General features: G+C 62.2%; 23 protein-coding genes. 13 read left to right on the top strand and 10 right to left on the bottom strand.

The features are described from left to right. Positions 1–408: 408 nt before the first annotated feature. Genes hfq through VNC39_RS02785 form a run of 3 tightly spaced genes read left to right on the top strand, consistent with a single transcriptional unit; the run spans position 409 to position 2,827 of the window. On the top strand, positions 409–735 hold the full coding sequence (gene hfq / locus VNC39_RS02795) for an RNA chaperone Hfq (RefSeq protein WP_325395944.1): 327 nt from the start codon (positions 409–411) through the stop codon (positions 733–735). Beyond that, positions 732–2,012, top strand: coding sequence for a GTPase HflX (gene hflX / locus VNC39_RS02790; protein ID WP_325395972.1), 1,281 nt, complete (start codon positions 732–734; stop codon positions 2,010–2,012). Before hfq ends, hflX begins: the two co-directional genes overlap by 4 nt. Next, positions 2,009–2,827, top strand: coding sequence for an inositol monophosphatase family protein (locus tag VNC39_RS02785; protein ID WP_325395942.1), 819 nt, complete (start codon positions 2,009–2,011; stop codon positions 2,825–2,827). The genes hflX and VNC39_RS02785 overlap by 4 nt, the downstream gene beginning before the upstream one ends. Before the next feature lie 157 nt (positions 2,828–2,984). Here VNC39_RS02785 and VNC39_RS02780 read toward each other — a convergent pair whose 3' ends face one another. From VNC39_RS02780 to recG, 4 genes are all read right to left on the bottom strand, one after another. Continuing rightward, positions 2,985–3,584: a carbonic anhydrase gene (locus VNC39_RS02780; RefSeq protein WP_325395940.1), complete on the bottom strand. Its 600-nt coding sequence runs from the start codon at positions 3,582–3,584 to the stop codon at positions 2,985–2,987. Next, complete coding sequence (gene mazG / locus VNC39_RS02775) at positions 3,581–4,369, bottom strand: nucleoside triphosphate pyrophosphohydrolase (protein WP_325395938.1); 789 nt, start codon at positions 4,367–4,369, stop codon at positions 3,581–3,583. The genes VNC39_RS02780 and mazG overlap by 4 nt, the downstream gene beginning before the upstream one ends. Before the next feature lie 233 nt (positions 4,370–4,602). After that, a complete protein-coding gene (locus VNC39_RS02770) occupies positions 4,603–5,040 on the bottom strand; it encodes an NUDIX hydrolase (protein WP_325395936.1) in 438 nt (145 codons plus the stop codon). A gap of 111 nt (positions 5,041–5,151) precedes the next feature. Further along, the gene (gene recG, locus VNC39_RS02765) at positions 5,152–7,218 is read right to left on the bottom strand and encodes an ATP-dependent DNA helicase RecG (RefSeq protein ID WP_325395934.1); all 2,067 of its coding nucleotides are present in this window, start codon (positions 7,216–7,218) and stop codon (positions 5,152–5,154) included. Between the two features lie 29 nt (positions 7,219–7,247). On the opposite strand from recG, the gene VNC39_RS02760 reads away from it, so the two are divergent. From VNC39_RS02760 to VNC39_RS02745, 4 genes are all read left to right on the top strand, one after another. Then, positions 7,248–7,532: a succinate dehydrogenase assembly factor 2 gene (locus tag VNC39_RS02760; protein WP_325395932.1), complete on the top strand. Its 285-nt coding sequence runs from the start codon at positions 7,248–7,250 to the stop codon at positions 7,530–7,532. Next, the gene (gene mfd / locus VNC39_RS02755; RefSeq protein ID WP_325395929.1) at positions 7,529–10,954 is read left to right on the top strand and encodes a transcription-repair coupling factor; all 3,426 of its coding nucleotides are present in this window, start codon (positions 7,529–7,531) and stop codon (positions 10,952–10,954) included. Before VNC39_RS02760 ends, mfd begins: the two co-directional genes overlap by 4 nt. A gap of 193 nt (positions 10,955–11,147) precedes the next feature. Then, positions 11,148–11,588, top strand: a complete 441-nt coding sequence (locus VNC39_RS02750; RefSeq protein ID WP_325395927.1) for a VirK family protein — start codon at positions 11,148–11,150, stop codon at positions 11,586–11,588. A 180-nt stretch (positions 11,589–11,768) separates the two neighbouring features. Beyond that, entirely contained in the window at positions 11,769–12,275 is a 507-nt protein-coding gene (locus tag VNC39_RS02745; RefSeq protein WP_325395925.1) for a hypothetical protein, read from the top strand. A gap of 231 nt (positions 12,276–12,506) precedes the next feature. Here the strand turns inward: VNC39_RS02745 and VNC39_RS02740 are convergent, their stop codons facing one another. Continuing rightward, positions 12,507–12,992, bottom strand: a complete 486-nt coding sequence (locus tag VNC39_RS02740) for a MarR family transcriptional regulator (RefSeq protein ID WP_325395923.1) — start codon at positions 12,990–12,992, stop codon at positions 12,507–12,509. 7 nt (positions 12,993–12,999) lie between these two features. Then, positions 13,000–13,410 (bottom strand): ester cyclase, encoded by a 411-nt coding sequence (locus VNC39_RS02735; protein ID WP_325395921.1) that lies wholly within the window; start codon positions 13,408–13,410, stop codon positions 13,000–13,002. A gap of 351 nt (positions 13,411–13,761) precedes the next feature. On the opposite strand from VNC39_RS02735, the gene VNC39_RS02730 reads away from it, so the two are divergent. From VNC39_RS02730 to VNC39_RS02710, 5 genes are all read left to right on the top strand, one after another. After that, positions 13,762–15,972 carry a TonB-dependent receptor gene (locus tag VNC39_RS02730; RefSeq protein ID WP_325395919.1) on the top strand — a complete coding sequence of 737 codons (2,211 nt, stop codon included), beginning with the start codon at positions 13,762–13,764 and terminating at the stop codon, positions 15,970–15,972. A 191-nt stretch (positions 15,973–16,163) separates the two neighbouring features. After that, positions 16,164–16,826, top strand: coding sequence for a MotA/TolQ/ExbB proton channel family protein (locus tag VNC39_RS02725; protein ID WP_325395917.1), 663 nt, complete (start codon positions 16,164–16,166; stop codon positions 16,824–16,826). 2 nt (positions 16,827–16,828) lie between these two features. Further along, positions 16,829–17,239, top strand: coding sequence for an ExbD/TolR family protein (locus VNC39_RS02720; protein ID WP_325395915.1), 411 nt, complete (start codon positions 16,829–16,831; stop codon positions 17,237–17,239). Positions 17,240–17,292: 53 nt separating this feature from the next. Then, on the top strand, positions 17,293–17,955 hold the full coding sequence (locus VNC39_RS02715) for an energy transducer TonB family protein (protein ID WP_325395913.1): 663 nt from the start codon (positions 17,293–17,295) through the stop codon (positions 17,953–17,955). Positions 17,956–18,202: 247 nt separating this feature from the next. Next, positions 18,203–18,502, top strand: coding sequence for a hypothetical protein (locus VNC39_RS02710; RefSeq protein WP_325395911.1), 300 nt, complete (start codon positions 18,203–18,205; stop codon positions 18,500–18,502). Positions 18,503–18,692: 190 nt separating this feature from the next. Here the strand turns inward: VNC39_RS02710 and VNC39_RS02705 are convergent, their stop codons facing one another. From VNC39_RS02705 to VNC39_RS02695, 3 genes are all read right to left on the bottom strand, one after another. Beyond that, positions 18,693–19,424 carry a hypothetical protein gene (locus VNC39_RS02705; protein WP_325395909.1) on the bottom strand — a complete coding sequence of 244 codons (732 nt, stop codon included), beginning with the start codon at positions 19,422–19,424 and terminating at the stop codon, positions 18,693–18,695. Positions 19,425–19,631: 207 nt separating this feature from the next. Beyond that, entirely contained in the window at positions 19,632–20,582 is a 951-nt protein-coding gene (locus VNC39_RS02700; RefSeq protein WP_325395907.1) for a bifunctional helix-turn-helix transcriptional regulator/GNAT family N-acetyltransferase, read from the bottom strand. Between the two features lie 261 nt (positions 20,583–20,843). After that, complete coding sequence (locus VNC39_RS02695) at positions 20,844–21,308, bottom strand: hypothetical protein (RefSeq protein WP_325395905.1); 465 nt, start codon at positions 21,306–21,308, stop codon at positions 20,844–20,846. A gap of 458 nt (positions 21,309–21,766) precedes the next feature. Between VNC39_RS02695 and VNC39_RS02690 the strand changes: the two genes are divergently transcribed. Further along, positions 21,767–22,558, top strand: a complete 792-nt coding sequence (locus tag VNC39_RS02690; RefSeq protein ID WP_325395903.1) for a DUF2189 domain-containing protein — start codon at positions 21,767–21,769, stop codon at positions 22,556–22,558. Positions 22,559–22,580: 22 nt separating this feature from the next. Here VNC39_RS02690 and VNC39_RS02685 read toward each other — a convergent pair whose 3' ends face one another. After that, a complete protein-coding gene (locus VNC39_RS02685; RefSeq protein WP_325395970.1) occupies positions 22,581–22,733 on the bottom strand; it encodes a DUF1674 domain-containing protein in 153 nt (50 codons plus the stop codon). Between the last annotated feature and the right edge of the window lie 23 nt (positions 22,734–22,756).

Below are 22,756 nucleotides of genomic sequence, written 5' to 3'. Positions count from 1 at the left end.
AAATTTTATCCGCGCAAGGTTGCCAATAGAGTCGCCGAGGCCACATGAGGCAAAGTCCGTTGAAGCCCTGGCATGAACGGTGGCAGGCAACAAATTGTTGTTAGGTGGTAACGACGTTTACGGTTCGTTTGTTCATGCTGATTTACGCATGGCTATGCCGCCGCGCGCGCGAGCGGACCTGGTTCGATTGGGACGGCGCCGATCCATCAATTCTGTGCGAACGGCGCGCCGCTCTGCAAGCCTGTCCTGCATTGAAGAGAGGCATATAACCCGTTGCCGCGGCGCACAAAATCGCTATAGGAAGGACCCCGGCAACGTGCGCCACGTACGTGCTGAAAACTTGGGCATTTAGGATCTGCAACTCTCTCATCGTCAGAATGACGACAAAAATATAAAGGATACCCCGCCGTGGCCAATGAAAAATCCCAGAATGTACAGGACGTGTTTCTCAACCATGTCCGAAAGAGCAAAACGCCGGTAACGGTATTCCTCGTGAATGGCGTGAAGCTGCAGGGTGTCATTACCTGGTTCGACAATTTCTCGGTTCTGCTGCGTCGTGACGGCCATACGCAGCTTGTGTACAAGCACGCCATCAGCACCGTGATGCCGGGCGCGCCGATCATGCTGTTCGACTCCACCAAGACCGAAGGCGCGCAGCCGGCGGAAGGCAGCAGCACCACCACGTTGAAGCTGAGCCGGGCGGAGCCCGACTATAGCCAGGACATCGAGGGCTGAAAGACACGGCGCCGCCGCCCAACCGGGCGGCCATCCTTCTTCCTTGGGACAAATCTGCGGTCCGAACCGGAACGGCTTCGCGTTCGAGTGAGGCCCGGCTGGCCGAAGCGGTTGGCCTCGCGGCCTCCATCGGGTTGGTGGTGGTGCATCAGGCGGTATTCGCCATTCGTGCGATCACGCCCGCGACCTTGTTCGGCAAAGGCCAGGTGGCGATGGCGGCGGCCGCTTTGCGCGCCGCCGATGTCAGTGTCGTGGTGGTGGATGCAGCGCTCACCCCGGTGCAGCAGCGCAACCTGGAGGTCGCCTGGGGGGCGAAGGTCATCGACCGTACCGGGTTGATTCTCGATATTTTCGGCGCCAGGGCGCGGACCCGTGAAGGTTCGCTGCAGGTCGAACTCGCGCATCTGGAATATCAACGCTCGCGCCTGGTGCGTACCTGGACCCACCTTGAGCGGCAGCGCGGCGGCTTCGGCTTCCTGGGTGGTCCGGGTGAGACGCAGATCGAGGTCGACCGCCGCTTGATCGGCGACCGCCTCGCGCGGCTGCGCCTGGAGCTGGAAGAAGTCCGGCGCACCCGCGGCCTGCACCGCGGCGCGCGCAAGCGCGTGCCCTACCCGGTGGTGGCGCTGGTCGGCTATACCAACGCGGGGAAATCCACGTTGTTCAACGCGCTGACGGGCGCGACCGTCACCGCTCAGGATCAGCTGTTCGCCACGCTGGACCCCACGATGCGCGGTTTGCAGCTTCCGTCAGGGCGGAACATCATTCTCTCCGATACGGTGGGGTTCATCTCCGATCTGCCGACCGAATTGGTCGCATCCTTCCGCGCCACGCTGGAGGAGGTCGCCGAGGCTGACATTCTGCTTCATGTGCGCGATGTGGCGCATCCCGACACCGAGGCGCAGGCCGGCGATGTGCGGGGCGTGCTGAACCGCATGGCCAAGGATGGCACGCTGGATGAAAACTGGGCGGACCGCACGTTGGAAGTCCTGAACAAGGCCGATCTGCTGGGCGGGGTCGCCGGCGTCGTCCAGGGCGAGGCGATCGCCGTCTCGGCGCTGACCGGTGAAGGACTGGACCGGCTGGTGGCGGTGATCGATGAGCGGCTGGCAACGCGTCTGGAGGTGCTCGCGGTGGAGATCCCGGTCACCGACGGCGCCCGGCTGGCCTGGGTCTATCGCCATGGCGAGGTGCTGCACCGCGAGGATACCGACACGCATGTGCGGCTGCAATTGCGCTTGAGCGCGGCAGACAAAGCGAGGTTCGAACAATTATGACCGATCAGGATACCCACGAAGTCATCGCCTTGCTGCGGGCGGTGGCGCAAGCCGAGATCATGCCGCGTTTCCGCAGGCTCGGCCTCGAGGACGTGCGCACCAAATCAGGCCCGCTGGATCCGGTCACGGTGGCCGATGAAGCGGCCGAGCGGGCGCTGACCGCGGGGTTCAAAAAACTGTTTCCCGGTGATGACGTGCTGGGCGAGGAGGCGGCGTCGGCCGATCCGGAACTGCTGCAGCGCCTGGCGCGGCCGGGCCGGGTCTGGGTGATCGACCCGATCGATGGCACGGCGAATTATGCCGCCGAGCTGCCGCTGTTCGGCGTGATGGCCGCATTGGTCGAAGCCGACAAGGTGTTGGCGAGCTTCATCCACGATCCGCTCGGCGACGACACCGCGGTCGCGCTCGCCGGGGGCGGCGCGTGGACGGTGGCGCGCGACGGCACGCGCCGCCGCCTGAAGGTTGCCGCACCGGTGCCGGTGGGAGAGATGGTCGGCTCGCTTTCCTGGCGTTATTTCACCGAGCCGCGGCGCAGCCGCGTGCTGAGCCGGCTGGACCGGCTGGCGTCGGTGACCGATTATCGCTGCGCCGCGCACCAATACCGCATGCTCGCCGGCGGCCACAGCCACGTGCAGATGTTCGGCAAGCTGATGCCCTGGGACCATGCGGCGGGCGTGCTGCTGCACCAGGAAGCCGGCGGGTACGGGCGGCATTTCGATGGCTCGCCCTACACGCCGTCGAATTTCTATGGCGGGCTGCTGCTGACCCCGGATGAGGCGAGCTGGCACGCCTTCGACGAGGCGATTCTGCGGTAGAAAAAGTAAGGAAGCGCTACTTTTTGTAAACAAAAAGTAGCAAAAAAACTTTATTTACTCTGGGCCATGGGCGGTGTCGGCGACAACGCCCATGGCCCAGCATAACAAAAAGTTTTTGGTGCCGCTTTTTTCAAAAAGCGGCTGCTTTCTTCCTTTCTTACGCCACGATGTCCACGCGGCCGGTTTGCACAGTGAAATGCATGCCCGTCAGCGTCAGGCGGCCCTCTTCCACTCGGGAGCGGATCCACGGGAAGGTCATTAAATTGGCCAGGGAGACGCGGATCGATTCATGCTCGCAGCGGCTGCAGAGCGTGTCGAAATCCGTGCTGGCCGCATCCGGCGCATCGCACACGCGCTTGCGGGCCTCGCCGGCGATCGCCATCCAGGAGGCGATGAAGTCGCCATGGTCGCCGCCGGGCCCCTGCATCAAGGCGCGGATGCCGCCGCAGCCGCTATGACCGAGCACGACGATGGTGCGGACATTCAGCGCCGTGACGGCAAATTCCAGCGCCGCCGAGGTGCCGTGATTCGCCGAGTCCGGGGCGTAGGGCGGAACCAGGTTGCTGACATTGCGCACGACGAAAATTTCTCCCGGCGCGCAGTCGAAGACCACTTCAGGCGCGACGCGGGAATCGGCGCAGGCGATGACCATGGCCGGGGGAGACTGGCCGTCCCGCGCCAGGATGGAGAAACGCTTCTGGTGGCGCCGCCAATAGCCTTTGCGGAAGCGTGCATAGCCGTCGAGCAAATTGTTCATAGTCCGGCCTCCTTCGCCGCATTCCAGAGTTGGTCCATTTCTTCCAGGCTGGAATCGCGCGGCGTCTTGCCTTGGGCAGCGAGCGAGTCCTCGATATGGCGGAAACGGCGGATGAATTTCGCGTTGGCGCCGGTCAGGCAGGTTTCCGCATCGAGCCCGAGTTTACGAGCAAGGTTGGCGAGCACGAACAGCATGTCGCCCAGCTCGTCCTGCAACCTGGTTGCATCCGCGCCCGGCAACTCGGCGCGCAGTTCGGCGGTTTCTTCCGTCAGCTTGTCGAGCACGGTGTCGGCATCCGGCCAGTCGAATTTTACCCTGGCGGCGCGCGCTGTGAGTTTTTGCGCGCGGCGCAAAGCGGGCAGGGCGGCGGCCACGCCGTCCAGCACGCCGGTCTCGGCGTGGGCCTGGCGCTCCTGCGCCTTTTGCGCTTCCCAGGCCGCACTTTGCGCGCCGGAATCGCGCGCCTCTGCGTCGCCGAACACATGCGGGTGCCGGCGCACCATCTTGTCGGTGATGCCCTGCGCGACATCATGGAAATTGAACCAGCCTTGCTCTTCCGCCAGCCGTGCGTGGTAGACCACCTGGAACAGTAAATCGCCCAGCTCGTCCTTCAACTGCGCCGGGTCATTGGCGGCGATGGCGGATTGCACCTCATAAGCTTCCTCGACCGTGTAGGGCGCAATGCTGGCAAAATCCTGCTCGCGGTCCCAGGGACAGCCGGAAACCGGATCACGCAGCGCCGCCATGACCTCGATGAGGGCGGAAATGGGGAGTTTTGTGCTCATGCCGAGGCTTGTACGTGGCGGCGGGGAAAAGGGGAAGAAAGCGGCCGCTTTTTGAAAAAAGCGGCACCAAAAACTTTTATTTATGCTGGGCCATGGGCGTTGTCGCCGACACAACCCATGCCCTCCGGGGCTATTCCAACGGTGCTACGCACCGCCGGAACCTTCAGCCCCTCCGCCCAGCATAACAAAGTTTTTTGCTACTTTTTGTTCACAAAAAGTAGCGCTTCCTTCCCTTACTTCGCCTGGAGTTGCGTGAACGCCCGGGCGATCACGTCGCGCGCCACCTGCCAGAGTTTGTAGGCGTCGAAATCCTCCGGCCGCACCCAGGCGAGTTCGCTGACGTCGTCGCCGGGCACCGCCGCGCCGGATTCATAGAGTCCGCCGAAATCGAGGATGGTGTAATGGAACTCGATCCGCCCGGTGCGGTTCCGATGGATCGAATCGACATGGGCGATGAGGGTGAGCGGGCCGACAATGATGCCGGTCTCTTCCAGCAGTTCGCGTCGGGCGCAGGCTTCCGCCGTTTCACCGAGTTCCTGCCGGCCGCCGGGCAGCGACCATGCGCCCTTGCCCGGCGGCTTGCCACGCCGGACCAGCAGGACTTCCTCGCCGCGCAGCACGACGATGCCGATGCCGACCTGCGGCATTGTGGGGTAGTTGGTCTCCGGCATGCTGGTTCTCCGATAATTGCTGGGGCATGGGCGTTGTCGCCGGTAACGCCCATGTCCCAGCATAAAAAAAGTTTTTGGCGCCGCTTTTTTCAAAAAGCGGCCGCTTTCTTTCTACCCCGACCGCACGGTGAGAATCGCCTCGCGCTGGTCGAACAGGTTCAGCAGCACGCGCAGATTCTGCCCGCGCGGGCCTTCCAATTTCGGGTCGCGCTGCAGCGCCAGCACCGCGTCCTGCCGCGCCATCGCCAGCAGCTCTGCATGTTTCTCCGGGTCAGCTAACCGATAACCGGGAAGTCCCGACTGCCGGCGGCCGAGGAAATCACCTGAACCGCGCAGGCGGAAATCCTCGTCGGCGATGAGAAAGCCATCTTCGGTCTGGCGCAGCAGCGCGAGCCTTTTGCGTGCCGTCTCGCCGATCTTGTCGTCATGCAGGAGGAGGCAATAGCTTTTCGCCGCCCCGCGGCCGACCCGGCCGCGCAGCTGGTGCAGCTGCGCCAGGCCAAAGCGTTCGGCGTGCTCTATGACCATGACATTCGCCTCCGGCACGTTCACGCCGACCTCGATGACCGTGGTGGCGACGAGAATTTTCGCGGTCCCGGCGGCGAAGTCGGCGATCGCCTGGTCGCGCACCGCGGCCTCCTGCTGGCCATGCGCCAGCGTGACCTGCGCGCCGAAACGGGCTTGCAGTTCGCGGAAGCGCACTTCTGTTGCGGTGATGTCCATCACTTCCGATTCCGTCACCAGCGGGCACACCCAATAGACGCGGCCGCCGGCGGCGATGGCGCGGGCGATGCCGGCGAGCACGTTTTCCAGCTCGCCGAGCTTGTGGATGGTGGTGACGATCGGCTCCCGCCCGGCGGGTTTTTCGCCGATGCGGCTCAAGTCCATTTCCGCCCAATGGGTCAGCAGCAGCGTGCGGGGGATCGGCGTGGCGGTCATCACCAGGAGGTCGGTGGCCTCGCCCTTGGCGCCGAGGGCGAGGCGCTGATCGACGCCGAAACGATGCTGCTCGTCGATGACCGCTAACGCGAGGTCGGAAAATTCCACATGTTTCTGAAAGATCGCGTGCGTGCCGATGACGATCGGCAACGTGCCGTCGGCGAGGGATTTCAGGATCGCAGCGCGGGCCTTGCCCTTGACCCCGCCGGTGAGCAACGCCACAGGCACGGGCGAGAGTTTTTCGAACGTCGCGAAATGCTGCTTGGCGAGAATCTCGGTCGGCGCCATCAGCGCCGCCTGCGCGCCGGCTTCCACCGCGCGCAGCATGGCGAGCAGCGCCACCAGGGTTTTACCGGAGCCGACATCGCCTTGCAGCAGGCGCAGCATGCGGTGCGGCGCGGCGAGATCGGCGTCGATTTCCGCCAGGGCTTGCAACTGTGCGGCGGTGGGAGCGTGGCCGAACCGGTTCAGCGCCGTTTTGCGCAATTTTCCATCGCCGTGCAGGGCGCGGCCAGGCTGCTTGCGCCGCCGCGAGCGCACGATGGCGAAGGCGAGTTGCCGGGCCAGGAGCTCGTCATAGGCCAGGCGTTCCGCCGCCTTGTCGTCCGGCATTTGTTCCGGCGCGTGCAGTGCGTGCAAGGCCGCGCCGAAACTGGGCCAATGACGGCGGGCGAGAATGGTTGGGTCGTGCCATTCGGCGAAATCCGGCAGCCGGGAGAGTGCGCCCAAAGCGGCGCGGCGCATGATGCGGGGGACGATACCCGCCGTGAGCGGCCAGACCGGCTCGATCCAGGGAAAATTTTGTGCCTGGGCCTGGGATATGACATAATTGGGGTGCGCCATCACCAGCCGGTCGGAGAACGCCTCCAGCCTGCCGGAGACCAGCAGTTTCGCGCCCACGGGAAATTGCGTCAGCCGCGCCGCGTGGAACAGCACGATCTCCGCCATGCCCGTGCCGTCGCTGATGACGACCCGGTGCGGTTGGCTCTTCCTGGCCGGGGGCTCATGGCGGATGACCTCCACCCGCAAGGTTGCGACCATGCCGGGCCGCGCCTCGCGCAACGGTGGGGAGGCCCGGCGGTCGAGAAAATCGGCCGGCAGATGGAACAGCACGTCGCGCACCGAGTCGCCGCCGACGAGCTTGGCCATGAGCGTGGACAGGCGCTCGCCAAGGCCGGGCAGGCTGTTGAGGGGCGCGCGAAGAGGGGTGAGAATCTCGGAAGACACGGGCTGACTCATGGCCAAACCGGCCTTATATCGCAACCCGCATGACAACGCCCGAATCTTACGATCCGTCGTCCCTGGATCCCCGCCGCCGCCGCCTGGTGTTTCGCGCCCAGCACCGCGGCACTTATGAGAACGATCTGCTGATCGGCGATTTCGTGAAGGCGCGGGTCGCCACCATGTCGGAGGCGGAGTTGAATGAGATCGAGGCAGTCATGGAATTTCCCGATGCGGAGCTCGCCGATTGGCTGACCGGGCGCAAGCCGATTCCCGCGCACGCCGACAGCCCGATGCTGCGGCGCATCCGCGAGGCGGCGCTCAACCGATGATCCCGATTTACGGAGTCCCCGAAGGCGTGGATGCCCTGGCGCTGGTGCGGCGCTGGGCCGAGCAGGACGCGCCGGTGCTGCACATCGCCCGCGACGATTCGCGCCTGGCCGGGCTGCAGGAGGCGATCGGCTTTTTCGGCCCGGAAATCGAGGTCATCAGCTTTCCCGCCTGGGACTGCCTGCCTTACGACCGCGTGTCGCCCAACGGCGCCATCGTCGCGGAACGCATCGCCGCGCTCAGCCGGCTGCAGGCCGAGCCCAAGCGCAAGCGCATCGTGCTCACCACCATCAACGCCGCGCTGCAGCGGGTCGCGCCGCGCGCCGCCCTGCAGGGCGCGGGCATGCGGCTGGCCGTGGGCGACAGCGTGTCGCCCGAGGACATCGCGGCGTTTCTCGATGCCGATGGCTACCGGCGCACCGGCACGGTGATGGACGCCGGCGAATACGCGCTGCGCGGCGGCATCATCGATGTGTTCCCCGCCGGCGAGGCCGCCCCGGTGCGCATCGATCTGTTCGGCGACACCATCGAGAGCATCCGCCGCTTCGACCCCGAGACGCAGCGCAGCGGCGAGGCGACCGGCCAGCTCGATTTCCACCCCGCTTCGGAAATCGCCTTCGACCAGGCCGCCGTGGCCCGTTTCCGCAGCGCCTGGCGCGAGATTTTCGGGGCCAAGGCGGTCGAGGATCCGCTTTACGAGGCGGTGAGCGAGGGCAGGCGGCATGCCGGCCTCGAGCATTACGCGCCGCTCTTCTCCGGCGAGATGGAGACGATTTTCGACTATGTGCCGAACGCCTCGGTCAGCCTGGATTACCAGATGGAGGCGGCGGTGGCGGCGCGGCTGGAGCTGATCGCCGACCATTATGCCGAGCGCCGCGGCCCGGCCCGTGCCGGCGAGCAGCCTTACCGGCCGATCGCGCCGGAATTGCTCTATCTCGACCAGGAAGCCTGGGATGCGGTGCTGAACCGAAGCCCCTGCTTCAGCTTTTCGCCCTTCAGCCGGCCGGACGGCGCGGAGGGGGTGGATTTCGGCGGCCGCCCGGGCCCGATTCTGGCGGGCCAGAACATCGCGGCGTTCGAAGCCTTCGCGGAATTGCGCGGCAAATGGGCGTCCGCGGGGCGCAGCATCGTGCTCGCGGCCTGGAGTGCCGGCTCACGCGAGCGGTTGACGCTGATGCTGCGCGAGCATGGGCTCCGCGAGGTGCGCGCCATCGCCACCGCCGACGAGGCCCGCGCGCTGCCCAAGGGCACGGTCGGCCTCGCGGTGCTGGGCATTGAGCGCGGCTTCCTCACCGACCGGCTGGCCTTGGTGGCCGAGCAGGATTTGTTGGGCAACCGCATCGCCCGGCCGCCGAAGCGGCGCAAACGCGCCGACCAGTTCATCGCCGACGCCACCGAGATCGCCGCCGGCGACCTGGTGGTGCATCAGGACCATGGCATTGGCCGCTATGACGGGCTGGAGACGGTGACCGTGAACGGCGCGGCGCATGATTGCCTGCGCCTGCTCTACGATGGCGGCGACAAATTGTTCCTGCCGGTGGAAAATATCGACCTCTTGTCCCGCTTCGGCCAGGAGACCGACGGCGTTTCGCTGGACAAGCTGGGCGGCGCCTCCTGGCAGGCGCGCAAGGCCAAGGCCAAGAACCGCATCCAGGACATGGCGGCGGGGCTGATCCGCCTGGCGGCCGAACGGCAGACGCGCGAGGCGCCGCTGATCGCCCCGGAAGAAGGCGCCTTCGCCGAATTCTGCGCGCGCTTCCCCTACACCGAGACCGAGGACCAGGCCAAAGCCATCTCCGACGTGCTGGAGGATTTCGCCGCGGGCAAGCCGATGGACCGGCTGGTGTGCGGCGATGTGGGTTTCGGCAAGACCGAGGTGGCGTTGCGCGCCGCCTTCGTCGCGGCCATGGCGGGCTCGCAGGTGGCCGTGGTGGTGCCGACCACGTTGCTCGCGCGCCAGCATTACCGCGCCTTCTCGGCGCGCTTCGCGGGGCTGCCGATCAAGGTCGCGCAGCTCTCGCGCATGGTCACCGCCAAGGAGGCGGCTTCCACCCGCGTGGGGCTCGCCGATGGCAGCATCTCCATCGTCATCGGCACCCACGCGCTGATGGCCAAGGGCGTGAGCTTCTCCGATCTCGGCCTGCTGATCGTCGATGAGGAGCAGCATTTCGGCGTCGCGCATAAAGAGCGGTTGAAGCAGCTCAAGGCCGACGTGCACGTGCTCACACTCACCGCCACGCCGATCCCGCGCACCCTGCAACTCGCGCTCACCGGCGTGCGTGACCTCTCGCTCATCACCACCCCGCCGGTGGACCGCCTTGCGGTGCGCACCTTCATCATGCCGTTCGACAGCCTGGTGATCAAAGAAGCGATCGCGCGTGAAAAATTCCGCGGCGGACAGATTTTCTGCGTGGTGCCGCGCATCGAGGACCTCGAGCCGATGGCCGCACGCCTGCGCGAAATCGCCCCGGACATCCGCACGGTGATCGCCCATGGCCGGCTCGCGCCGACCGAGCTGGAACGCGTGATGACTGAGTTCGGCGAGGGCAAATTCGACGTGCTGCTCGCCACCAACATCGTCGAGAGCGGGCTCGACATGCCGGCGGTGAACACGCTCATCATCTACCGCGCCGACATGTTCGGCCTCGCCGGGCTGTACCAGCTGCGCGGCCGCGTCGGCCGTGGCAAGCAGCGCGGCTACGCCTATCTCACCTGGCCGGCGCACCATGTGCTCTCCGCCGCCGCCACCAAACGGTTAGAGGTGATGCAGACGCTGGACACGCTGGGCGCCGGCTTCACGCTCGCCTCGCACGATCTGGATCTGCGCGGCGCCGGCAATCTGCTGGGCGACGAACAGTCCGGCCATATCCGCGAGGTCGGCATCGAACTCTACCAGCAGATGCTGGAAGACGCGGTGAACGCCATCCGCGCCGAGGGCAAGAACAAGAAAGCCGCGGAACGCGACTGGACGCCGAACATCAATCTCGGCCTGCCGGTGCTCATCCCCGATTCCTATGTCAGCGACCTGCCGGTGCGGCTCGGCCTCTACCGGCGCATCAGCGCGCTCACCTCGGATGCCGAGAGCGAAGCGCTGGCGGTGGAACTGGGCGACCGTTTCGGCAAGCTGCCGGTCGAGGTCGAGAATCTGCTGGAGACCGTGGCCCTGAAACGCGCCTGCCGCGAGGCCGGCGTAGAAAAACTCGATGCCGGGCCGAAAGGCATGGTCATCTCCTTCCGCAAGAACGAGTTCAACAACCCGGCCGGGCTCTTAAGCTGGATCGCCTCGCGCGGCGGCACGCTGAAAGTGCGGCCGGACCAGAAGCTGGTGGTGGCGCGCGACATGGACGTGTCAGCCCGTGTCGGCATCGCCCGCGACGTGCTGCGCAATTTGGTGAAGCTCGCGAACTTGCAGGAAGCGGCTTGAGAGAAAAAAAGTAGCCGCTTTTTGAAAAAAGCGGCGCAAAAACTTTTTTGGGTGGGCCTGGGGCGTTGGCATGGGCACGCGTGGAAGTAATTCGGCGCAGCCTTAAGCGATGGACGGGCTGGTTATCCGGACCTGACGCCATATATCAGGCATGGCCCCAAAAGGGGCACTGAATATCGAAACAGGAGACATAATGACATCCCGTTTGCTTACAGTCGCCGCTGCCGCGCTCATCGCTCTGGTCGGAACTCACCGTGACGCCATGGCGCAGGAGCTGAACAGCACGGCGGCCCTTCAACATGCTGTGCTCGGGGGCAAGGATATCCACGTCGTTCTTGATTTGTCGCGCTGTACGGATCAGGGCACCGGCAAAGCCGGTCCGGCCGTTCGCGGCAGCGTTCAGCCGGATGCCTTCATGGTCCAGGGTGACCACAGCATTGCATTCTCAACGACGCACTTTACGGTTCGCCCCGATAAGACGGCGGTTCTTGAATTCAACGCGTTTCGCGTTCAGCCGGGCGGGCGCGTGGATCTGAACAGTGTCTTCTTGACCCCTGTGAATGACACGGTCCTGCACGAGGCGCAGTTTGCTTGCGCAATCGGCAATGGTGTGACGTTCGAAGAGTCGCACTAACGAGAGTGAATAACCGATCTGGATCCGTGCCGGCCGCAACAGCACAGGTCCAGGTCGAATGAAGCGCCCTGTGGTCCCCGCCGCGTTGTGCGCCTCGGGACGCTGGTCCGGCGTGGCCGAGACTCGGTTTTGCAATCGAACCATTTGTGTTACGGATAGCAAAAAAGAAGGAGTCAGAGGATGAAGGTCGCGGTCACGGCCTGCGTTGTTCTTAGCCTAGCTCTACCGGCGGCTTCTGCGTTCGCGGATAACCAGCCGGGAACCTCTTCTGCAGTGACTGCCGCCTTCCAGGGTGTGACGAAGCAGCATTACACCGTGTACGTACTGCCCGGCGGCATGGGTGTGACCGGACCGGACAAGGCACATCATGACATGTTCGCTCCTTCGGATTTCGTCCTCAGGGCAGGCGTTCCGGTCACTCTGACCATCGTGAATTTCGATGACGGTAATCATACGATGACGTCCCCGGCACTCGGACTCAATATCATGATCAAGGCAGGGATTGACGAACCGGATGGGTCGATCAAGCCAGTCACGACAACCATGACCTTCACACCGAAGAAGGCGGGACAGTACCGCTGGAATTGCATGGTCATGTGCGATGGCCCAAGCCATTGGGCAATGTCTGCAGATTTCGATGGCCCCGGTCAAGACGGTTTCATGGCCGGATGGTTCATTGTGCTTTGACATGGGCCATTTCTTGACGATGAGTTTGTTCGGATCGCCTTTCAGGAGCCCGACTTAGAGGCGGTTGCCGAAGGTTGAGGCCCCGGACTTTTGCAACCGAAAACCCCGCTTTTAGCCGCGGGTTAGAATAGGTGCATAATTCTTGAACTTCGCACCAGCCGGAACCGGCCTCGAGCGGACAGGGGCGCCCGATCACAGCAGCGCCCCAAATGGCTTGGAAATATTGGCAGGCTAGCGCGTTCGACGATCTGCCGCGCCCCGATCAGGCCGCGCGCAGACTGCGCCCTCCGCAAGGCGCTCCAGAAGACCGATGGCGCGTTCAAGGTCGCGACGTTCTTCAGACCCGATGTGGTCGTGCAAGGCCGCGGCGATCCAAAGGGCGCGCGCCTGGCGATCTTGCGCTAAGGCCGCGCGTCCTTCGAGGCGGAGCACGATCAACTGGCCGCGTCGGTCCTGAGGGTCGGCGGTCTTCTCGACCAAGCCGTCGCGTTCCAGCTGCTCAATGACGAGACGCATGCTCTGGTGTTTCACATAACGACGCTGAGCGAGCTCGGCGGTGGTCAACGCCCCCGCGCGATCGAGAAGATCGAGTGTTTCAAGACGCGCTGTGGTCGGGGTGTCGGATTGGGCGCGAACGACACGCACGAAATCTCCGATGGCCTGCCTGAGCCGCTCGGCCAACGCCAGATCGTCCGGAAGCACCTGTTCATTTGCCACCGGCGCCTCAGGCTTTGAGCGCGGCGAGCACGCTGGGCAAAGTGTTGATGCCCCAGTGCTCGACATACTGACCGTTCCGAACGCGAACCACGTCGATCACATCGATGGAGACAGGCTTTCTCGTCGGCGTGACACCCGCGAAAGGTCCCATATGTATGCCGCTGATCGTCTTTCGAGTCGTTACCTTGTCGCCCTCGGCGATCTGATCGTGAATCGTCACGCGAAGACCGGACAATGCGGGGCGAAGAACGTGCTCGAATGTAGCCCAAAGGCTTTCGGGACCGTTTGGCGCACCGGGCGGTGCGGATCGATTGACGAAGTCCGGCGCCACGAGCGCCTCGAATGCGGCGCGGTTCCCATTTTGGATGACTTCGACGTTGAACTGCCGAATGATCTCTTTGTTAGTTTCGATCGACATGAAGGCTCCTCGTTATCAACCCCGACATTTTGGATATACAGCAAGACTGTATAACGTCAATCTGGCGCAGATCGGTTCTCAAGGTGACGAGTGATCGGCTCTAAATCAGGCAGGGCAGTCCGCGTCTTTAAACTTGGCCGTGCCTGGTTCAGCGCCACTGGCGTGAACGTATAAAAAATTTTTGCGCCGCTTTTTTCAAAAAGCGGCCACTTGCTTTGCGCGAAAGCCGCCGGATGTTCCGGTGGCTTTTTTGCGGCGTGTCACAGCTTGTGTCTGGAAGATGTTATACTATAACGTCTTACACGTTATAGTATAACATATACTTTGTTCGACAGAGGTTCTATCAGGCTGATGCGTAAGATATTGTTGCAATCGACTTTTCTGGTTCTGACCGCCGGCGGGTTGGGGATTTGGCCGGCGGCGGCGCAGACCGCGCCAGCCACCACCGTCACCACGAACCCGGTGGCGCCGACGGAGGTTGCCTTGGGCGATGATGCCGCGAGTCCGACCCTGGTTCGCACGGTGACGGTCGCGGAGAAGCTCGATGACGCGCGCAGCGAGATCGAGACCAATCTCGGGGCGACCCGTTATAATTTCAGCCCTAAGGCGCTGAAGAATATTCCGGGGAACGGTGGCGCCCCGTTCAACCAGGTGCTGATGCAGGCGCCCGGTGTGGCGCAGGACAGTTATGGCCAGATCCATGTGCGCGGCGACCATGACGAGGTGCAGTACCGGATCAATGGCGTGGAACTTCCCGAGGGTCTCTCGGTGTTCGGCCAGGTATTGGAGACGCGCTTTGCGCACTCGATGTCGCTGATCACCGGTGCGCTGCCGGCGGAATACGGATTCCTCCAGGCGGGCGTTGTGGATATTCAGGCGAAATCAGGCGCGACCGATCCCGGTGGCGAGATTTCCATGGAAGGCGGTTCGCGCGGCTATCTGCAACCGAGCTTCAGCTATGGCGGCGTCGCGGGAAACACCGACTATTTCTTCACCGGGGATTTGCTGCGCAACCCGGTCGGCATCGAGAACCCGACTGGCAGCTTTTCGCCGATTCATGATACCAGCGACCAGTATCATTTCCTGGGCAATATTTCGACGATTCTGAACCCGACCACGCGCGTGAGCCTGATCGTTGGTATCTCCAACGAGGAATTTCAGATTCCAAACAATCCCGGACAGACGCCGATCTACAGTGTCGACGGCATCAGCAATTTCAATAGCGCAGATCTCAATGAATATCAGCGCGAGATTACTGATTTCGGCATTCTCTCGCTGCAGAAGCAGTTCAACGACAATGTCAATGAGCAGATCTCTCTCTATACGCGCTATAGCAGCCTGAACTACACGCCCGATCCGATCGGCGATCTGATGTTCACCGGCATTGCGCAGACCGCGGATCGCTCGATCCTGTCGAATGGCGTGCAGAGCGACGGCAGCTGGCGGATCAACAATGCGCACACGCTGCGCTTCGGCTTCCAGGTTGAGATGGATCAGCTGAATGTCTCCACCGCCTCGGCAGTGCTGCCGGTGGATGCCGACGGCATGCAGACCTCCGAGACCCCGGAGACGATTTATCAGGGCCAGCAGAAAACAGGCACGCTCTATGGGCTGTACGTGCAGGACGAATGGCGCATTCTGCCGCGCGTGACGATCAATTATGGCGCGCGTTTCGATGGGGTGAACGAATATACGTCGGGCACGCAGCTCAGCCCGCGCGTGAACGTGGTGTGGAACGCCACCAACACCACCACGCTGCATATCGGCTACGCGCGCTACTTCACGCCGCCGCCTTTCGAGCTGGTCGGCGGCGAGCAGGTGGCAACCTTCAATGGCACATCGGGGGCCGCGCCGGGCACCGGGGACAACACGGTGAAGCCGGAGCGCGATAATTATTACGATGTGGGCGTACAGCAGATGCTCTCGCCGTACCTGCAAGTGGGCGTGGATGCTTACTTCAAAACCGCCACGGATCTGATCGATGAAGGCCAGTTCGGCGCGCCGGTGATCCTCACCGCCTTCAATTACGCGCAAGGACAGGATAGTGGCGTGGAGTTTACCGGCAGCTACGATCGCGGGCCATGGTCGATCTATGGAAACCTCGCCGTGTCGCGCGCCATCGGCAAGGATATCGAAACCGCACAGTTCAATTTCGACCCCGCGACCCTGGCCTTCAGCCAGAACCACTGGATCCACCTCGACCATGACCAGCTTGTGACTGGTTCCGGCGGCGTTGCCTACACGTTGAATGCGAAGACGCGGAACCCGACTTTGTTCACTGCCGATCTGGTCTATGGCAGCGGCCTGCGCTCCGATCTCGGGAGCCCCGGTGAGCTCGGATATATTCCCAACGGCGCGGAAGTGCCCGGTTATTACACGGTGAACGGCTCGATCGTGCAGCAGCTGAATTTCGCCGGCTGGCATGGCGCCTCCGTGCGGCTCGATGTGTATAACCTGTTCGACCGCACCTATGAGCTGCGCACCGGCGCCGGCGTGGGCGTCTTCGCACCGCAATTCGGGTTGCGGCGGACTGTCCTGGCCGGCTTCTCGCAACGGTTCTGAACAGAACGGCCTCTTTTGGATGCCGCCGCCGGTGCCACGGCCACTGGCGGCGCGCGTATCCGCCGGGTGACGTGAGCGGGCGCTTGCCCGTCATCCGGCTCTCTGGCTTCCGTGGCGCCAGCACGGCCACCTCGATTACAGCCGGCGCTTGGTCGAGATGGACATTAACATACGCGTTAGGATTTAAGGCTATGACGGAGCTCATCAGACTAATCACCCTCACGGGCGGGTTGCTGGCGATCATGCCGCTGCTGCTGGTCAGTACTCTCGCAGTGGCCATTGAGCGCCTGTATTTTTTGAAGAAGATGCAGCGCGAGGGAAGCGACATTCATAACAGCCTGCGCCAGGTACCGTATCAGAACATCGCTGCGTTGCAGACGATCGCCAATGAATTCTCCGACACCCTGCAAGGGCATCTAATCGCCACCGCCATCGCCTCGCGCGGCGAGGATGCGGACGACACGGAGATGCATATTGAGGAAGAGATCATGGCCGCGATGCCGAAGATCAACCGCCTGCTCTGGGTGCTCGATACCTCCGTCACCATCGCCCCGCTGCTGGGCTTGTTTGGCACCATCATCGGCATGATCCAGGCCTTCAACGTGTTGTCCGCGAATGGCGGTCCCTCGAAGGTTACCGGTGGCATCGCCGACGCGCTGGTCTCCACCGGTGCCGGTCTGCTGATTGCGATCATTGCAGTGTACTTCGTCAATTATTTCAACAACCTGACTCGCCGGATCGTGCATCAGCTCGAGCTGATCAAGTTGATCCTGATCAACCGCATGCATGGCAATGGCATTAGCGGCAACGCGGCGCAGCGCCCGGTAGCGTCGCGCGTCGGCGCCGGAGGCTAACGATGCGCAAACGCAGTGGCCTGCTGGAGCGGGAGAAGCCCCGTCTCGAAATTGTGCCGATGATCGACATCATGATGTTCCTTTTGGTGTTTTTTGTCATGATCGTGCTGCGGATGATTCCGGATTCGGGCGTGACGCTGTCGCTGCCCGGCGCCTCCACCGCGCAGCATCTGCCGCATACGGATGTCGTGATCATCATCGATCAACAGGGAGAAATGCACGTGAAGGATCAGGTGATGAGTGCCGACACGCTGGAGACCTATCTCCAGGGCGTGAAAGCTCGCAACGATACCGACGTGATCGTCGCCGGCGATAAGGGCACCAAGCTGCAACAGCTGATGAATGTGATGGACCTGGTTCGTAAGGCGGGCATCACCAATATCGGCATCGCCACCAACAGCGAGGGTACTTAACCGTTTTTTGAAAACGGGCGGCGTGATCCGCTGCTGCGGCTGACGGCCATGGATTGACGAAGAATTTAGATTTGCAAACGATGACCGGCAATAATGGCTTGTCCAGCTGGGAACCACGCGAACTCGGCTTGCTGCGAGCCACGCTCGCCGCTATCCTCCTGGTCGGTGTCATCACCATCTTTTGCGTGTGGATTTCCGTGACTTCGGGGCAGAAGCCCGTGTCGCAGGCAGTGCAGGTGACGCTCACGGAGCTGCCGCCGCCGGCATCGCCTCCGACGCCAAAAGCCCCGCTGCCATCGAAGCCCGTCCCGAACGTGATCCCCAAACCGCCGCCGGTGCCGAGTCATATTGCCGTGGCCACCCAGCCGTCGGTGCGGCACATTTCAAAACATATGCTGCATCCTGTTATCCGCGATGCGCCGTCTTGGGAGCGGAGCTCCGCGCCGGCGAACAAAGCGCCGCCGCCGATCTTGGCCCCCGTCAGTGCAGCGCCGCCAGTGGGCGCGGCACCGGCTGCGCCAACCCGCGGTATTCAGAGCTATGCCGCGCAGATGTACACCATCATTGAGGCTAACCAAAATGTGCCGTTCATCCTGGCACAAATGGGCGCTTCCGGCACCGCGGTAATCGAGATCGAGGTGGCGCCTGACGGCCGGGTAATTTCCGCGCGCGTGGACAAGTCAAGCGGTATCCCGCTGATCGATGCGACCGCTTGACTCACGCACGCAACGCACATCTGGCGCCATTCAACGACGAAATGCCGGATCAGCCACACGCGTTTCTCGTCCCGATCAAAATTCAGCCGAGCCGTGACGATTGAACGTCGGTCACGTTAGGACCCCAGAAAAACTTACCAATTCATGAAAACCATCGAATATAAAATCAAAAATTTGCACCATGGTCCGCCATAAAAAGGCCAGCTTCGCCGCCGATACGCTGTGCTCCTTGATTAGGAGAATGACTATGAAGAAGAAAACCGCCGTGTTGATCGGTGGGATTGCCAGTCTCGCCGGGTTGGGTTCAGCGCAAGCTGCCGTTGATCACGGGGCGGAAATGGCGCGGCCCATGCAGGTTTCGTCTTATTCCGAATTGTTGCAGCCCATCCCGAATGCGGTGGAATTGCTGAAGGCAAGCGATGCCGAATTGCGCCAGGCCCAGGAGCAGATGCGGGCGCAGCCGGTGCAGTATTATTATTACTATCACCATCATCATCATCACCATCATCACCACCACTATCATCATCACCATCACCACCGCGATTGATCGTGGCGTGACAGCTTTATGCCCGGCGTGAGCCTGTGCATTGCCGAGACGAGAGGGTTTTTTTCCGATTGATTGGAAAAACCCCTCTCATACCAGGCGGCATTGTTTTCTAAGTGCCGGGGGGCAGAAGCGTCCCGCTTTCGCCGGAATGGCGGTTTGGGCGCGCAGGTTGTTGCCCGAAGCCCGGTTATCAGTCCTCCGCGGATTTATCCTTGGCGCGGGCCGCGCCAAGGATGTGGCGGTAGGTGCCGTCGAACACCGTGCGGGTCGAGGAGGTCCAGGTCGTGTCTTTCGCCAGGGTGGCGCGGCTGGCATGGATGCGCCGACTTTGCAGCTCGCGCTCGGCGGCCTCCGTCTCATCCATCGGCACCAGTTCGAACGGATTGTCCGTAGGCAGGATGAGGAGCTGCATGAAGGGCTCGCCGGGCCGGAAGATGTGGGTGCCGCCCGCGGGCGGGGTTTTGAAGACGACGAAGGCGATCAATGGCCACCAGTTGGTGCGCAAAGTGGCGGGCACGGCGATCGGCACGTCATCGGTGGCGCTGGTGTAGAAGCGCGGGTGCGGCTCCGTGCGGACCGCCATGCCCTCGGGCACCTTCAGGTCGAGCAGGAGCTGATAGGTGTAATACTGCGCACCAAAAGCGCGGAACGGCGGCCATTGGATTCCGCTTTGGGGATCGGGGCCGAAGACCCCCTCGAAATGTGGCCCGCCATCGCGCCGGCTGACGCGTAATTCATGCTCATAGGGGTAGAATAATTCGATGCCGGCTTGCGCGCCTTCGACGAAGGGCAGGCAGTGCCAGGCCTGCTCGTGAGAGCCGTCTTTTCGCGGTTCCTTCGCGCCGCCCCAGCCGGGGACCTCGATTTTGGTGCGTCGGGGCGCCAGACGAGGCTCGAACAGGCGGTATTTGACGGTTTGCATTTTGCTCTTCCTTCCACGGGGCGTGCGGGATCATCCTGCGGGATCCAACATCCGGGTGGAAGCGTGTCGAATCACATGTGTATGATCGTGCTTTTAAATAAGTGTCACCGATTCCGGGCATGCCAGACGCCCGTCAGGCGCCGCCACCGGCATCGTCGGGCGTGCGGGCCAGGATGATAACGTCGCCGAGATGTTAGATAATACCGTTCAACCGCGATACCTCATCGCCACATCGCAGCGCTCATATCGTGCTCCATATTTTTCCATGATCTCCGCATCGTGCTGGAACCCGAGCTTTTCATAGAGGTGAATTGCGGATTCGCAGCGTCTGCTCGTCAGGAGATAGAATGTCTTCGCCCCCATTGCCTTCGCGCGATCAATCGCCGCCGAAAGCAGGAATTCCCCAGCCTTCAGGCCACGCGCGCTGGCCCGCACGCCCATTTTCGTCAGTTCGAAGCTGCTAGCGCCCGTCTTTTGCAGCGCGCAGGTGCCGATCACGCCGAGATGGGGAGCCTCGACGAAGAGGATCGTCCCGCCCGGCTCGATGATGCGCTCCTTCGGATTTTCCAAGACTTCGCGGTCGGTTTGCTCCAAGCGGAACATGGAGGTGATCCATTCCGCGTTGATTTCATAAAAATCGGCAGCCAGGTCGTCGCCATAGTCACGGATGATGAGCGTGTCTCGTGCGATGCCGGCCACACGCTCATTGAGCGGCTTCGCGGCCAAGGCCTCTTCTATGGCTGTGATCTGATCAAGCAAGGGGCCGGAGAGGCCGTCGCAGATCTCGTTCACGGCCGTCTCGATCCGTGGCCAGATCAGCAGCTTGGTTCGCGCCATTACCGCGTCTCCGGCAGCGGTGAGGGACAGAGTCCTTTGGCGCTGGTCCGTGCCGGACACCGAGTGGATCAATCCCATGTCGATAAGCTGGCCCGCGGCGCGTGTAACGCCAGGCTGGCTGGAGCCAACCACCTCAACGAGCCGGCCAACCGTCATGGGGCCGCGGTCCAGGGCTGTCAGCAATGGCATATGAGCAGGTTGTACCCTTAATCCGGCGTCCTCGATTGTACTTGCCGCCCCTGCCTGCATGCGCTCTGCCAAGCGCTTCAGGCGGCTGCCGAGGAAGATCGGGCCCAGGTCTCGTAATATGTCAGTTGCCATAATTGAACCCATAACGTGTTATATAACGCGTTATGAAGTCTTTTGTAAGGTAGTTCAAGAGGCTGGCAGTGCAGCTTTCTCTGTCTTCGGTCACCACGGGATTAGCCCCGCCCAGTTCATAAATGCGGCCGGACCAGAGGCTGGCGATATCACGGAATATGGACGTCTCTGCCCATCGCCCGCGACGTGCTGCGCCATCTGGTGAAACTCGCGAATTTTCAGGAAGCGGCTTGAGAGATTTTTGAAAAAGCGGCCACGCTTCTATCGGTTATAGTTTTTCTCTGAAAGCCACGCTTTTCGCTGCAGACGTTGCAACGTCCGTCGCATTGTCCAGTGGAGCAATGTTTTCGTGCTGCCTAGAAATTGCGAAGAAGCCATCTTGACCCCGACGGTTTCCATCGGAAGGTCAAGATTGGTTAGATGTTTCCTTTTGAGATTCATCAAGATTGATAAACTTTGTTCGGGTCGAGCGTAAAGTATTACATTCGTCCGATACCACATTTCGATTGTTTGATCCGATTTAACAATTGGCCTTATGACATCAAAAAAAATGTATCCAAGCCGAATAAAACGCTCCGCCCAATAGGATGGCCATTGCTCGTTTTGATGACCATGTCCATCTTGCCCGGGGGTTGCAGCGCTAAAAAGAACCACGTCAGATGCCTTGCATAAATCTGCAACGAACGAGTCGGAGCGCTGGGGCGTTAAATGCTCGGCGACCTCCAAAGACATCGCCAGGTCGAAACGCTCTTTAAGCGAGACTGTTTGCTCAAGATCAGTGTCGCGGATTTCAAGACCAGTCGTCGCTAACGGTTGCGTCTTAACCCACGAACCCTCAAGACCAATGCAATGCTCTGCACCAAGCCGTTTTGCGGTTGCGAGCCACTTTTTGGCGCGGGCGTTTCGGTGCTCGTGGCGCGCATTCCAAGCTGGCTTTTTGGAGAGAAGAAAGCAGCCGCTTTTTGAAAAAAGCGGCGCAAAAACTTTTTTTGACTGAGGCGTTGAGACGGGGCCCGCGGCTGCCTCCTGTTGAGATCTTGTTCGCCTTACAAATTATTCTGTTGACCATTCGGCTTCGCATTGCCGATAGTTCGACTCGTTCGCACTTGAAATGCCGACGAACCAAGCCCTCGTAAGCAATAATAAGCAATAAACAGGGCTGAAAAATCAGAGGAGTGAACCGCATGACCTTTACAGCGTTTCCATATCTCTCCGCGCATCGTTCCGATGTCCCGCCCACCCGGTTTGAAATACGCAGGCTGACGCTCAAAGACATTCCGGAGGTGTTGGCCCTTGGCTTCGATGATGTGCGTCATTTCCGGACGGATGCGCTGGCCATGGCGGTGATCTACCCGCTCGCGGCGGTCTTTGTCGCCAGCGCGATCGTCATCAGGGATTTTCGGCCCTTCGTGTTTCCCATTTGCGCCGGCTTCGCCCTGCTCGGCCCGTTGGCGACCCTCTGGTTCACCGCGCTGAGCCGCCAGCGCGAACGCGGCGATGCCTCGGCGGCCAATCTCGGCGCCTCGCCGCAGCTGCGCGCGATCCAGCGGCTGAGCATGCTCGCGATCCTGCTGTTCGTGGCCTGGAATGTTGTGGCCGGGCTGATCTACGCGGCCACGCTGGGCCAGGCGGCGGAACAATACGCGCCCTTCTGGGGCCTGGTGTTCACCACCCAGGCGGGTTGGATGCTGATCCTCGCCGGCTGCGCCACCGGCGCGGTTTTCGCGGTTTGCGCCCTGGCGGTCTTCTTCATTTCATTTCCGCTGGTGCTGGACCGCTCCGTGTCTGCGACGCAGGCGATTTCCATGTCCGTCCAGACCATGGCGCGCAACCCGCTCTTCGTGTTCGGCTGGGGCGCTGTGGTGGTCTTGGGGCTTGTTCTCGGCGCCTTGCCGGCGCTGCTCGGGATTGTCATCGTGCTCCCGGTTCTGGGGCACGCCAGTTGGCATATTTATCGCCGCATGGTGGTCTGGTGACATTGGCGGCCGCGTCGGGGCGTCAGAAGTCCGTGCAGCGGCCGTTCTTTTCCCAGTCGCCGTAACGGGTCGGCTCGGGGCCTTTCTGGCCGCCGATTTCCTTCGGCAGTTTCGCCGTGTCCGGTTTCGGCGCGGGCGTTTCGGTGGGGGAGGGCTTGGGCGTTTCGGTGCTCATGGCGCGCATTCTAGGCCGGCTGT

The organism is Acidocella sp., assembly GCF_035535915.1.
Lineage (GTDB): Bacteria > Pseudomonadota > Alphaproteobacteria > Acetobacterales > Acetobacteraceae > Acidocella.
The sequence above is the reverse complement of the archived record's forward strand: the minus strand, read 5'-3'. Positions and strand labels throughout refer to the sequence as shown.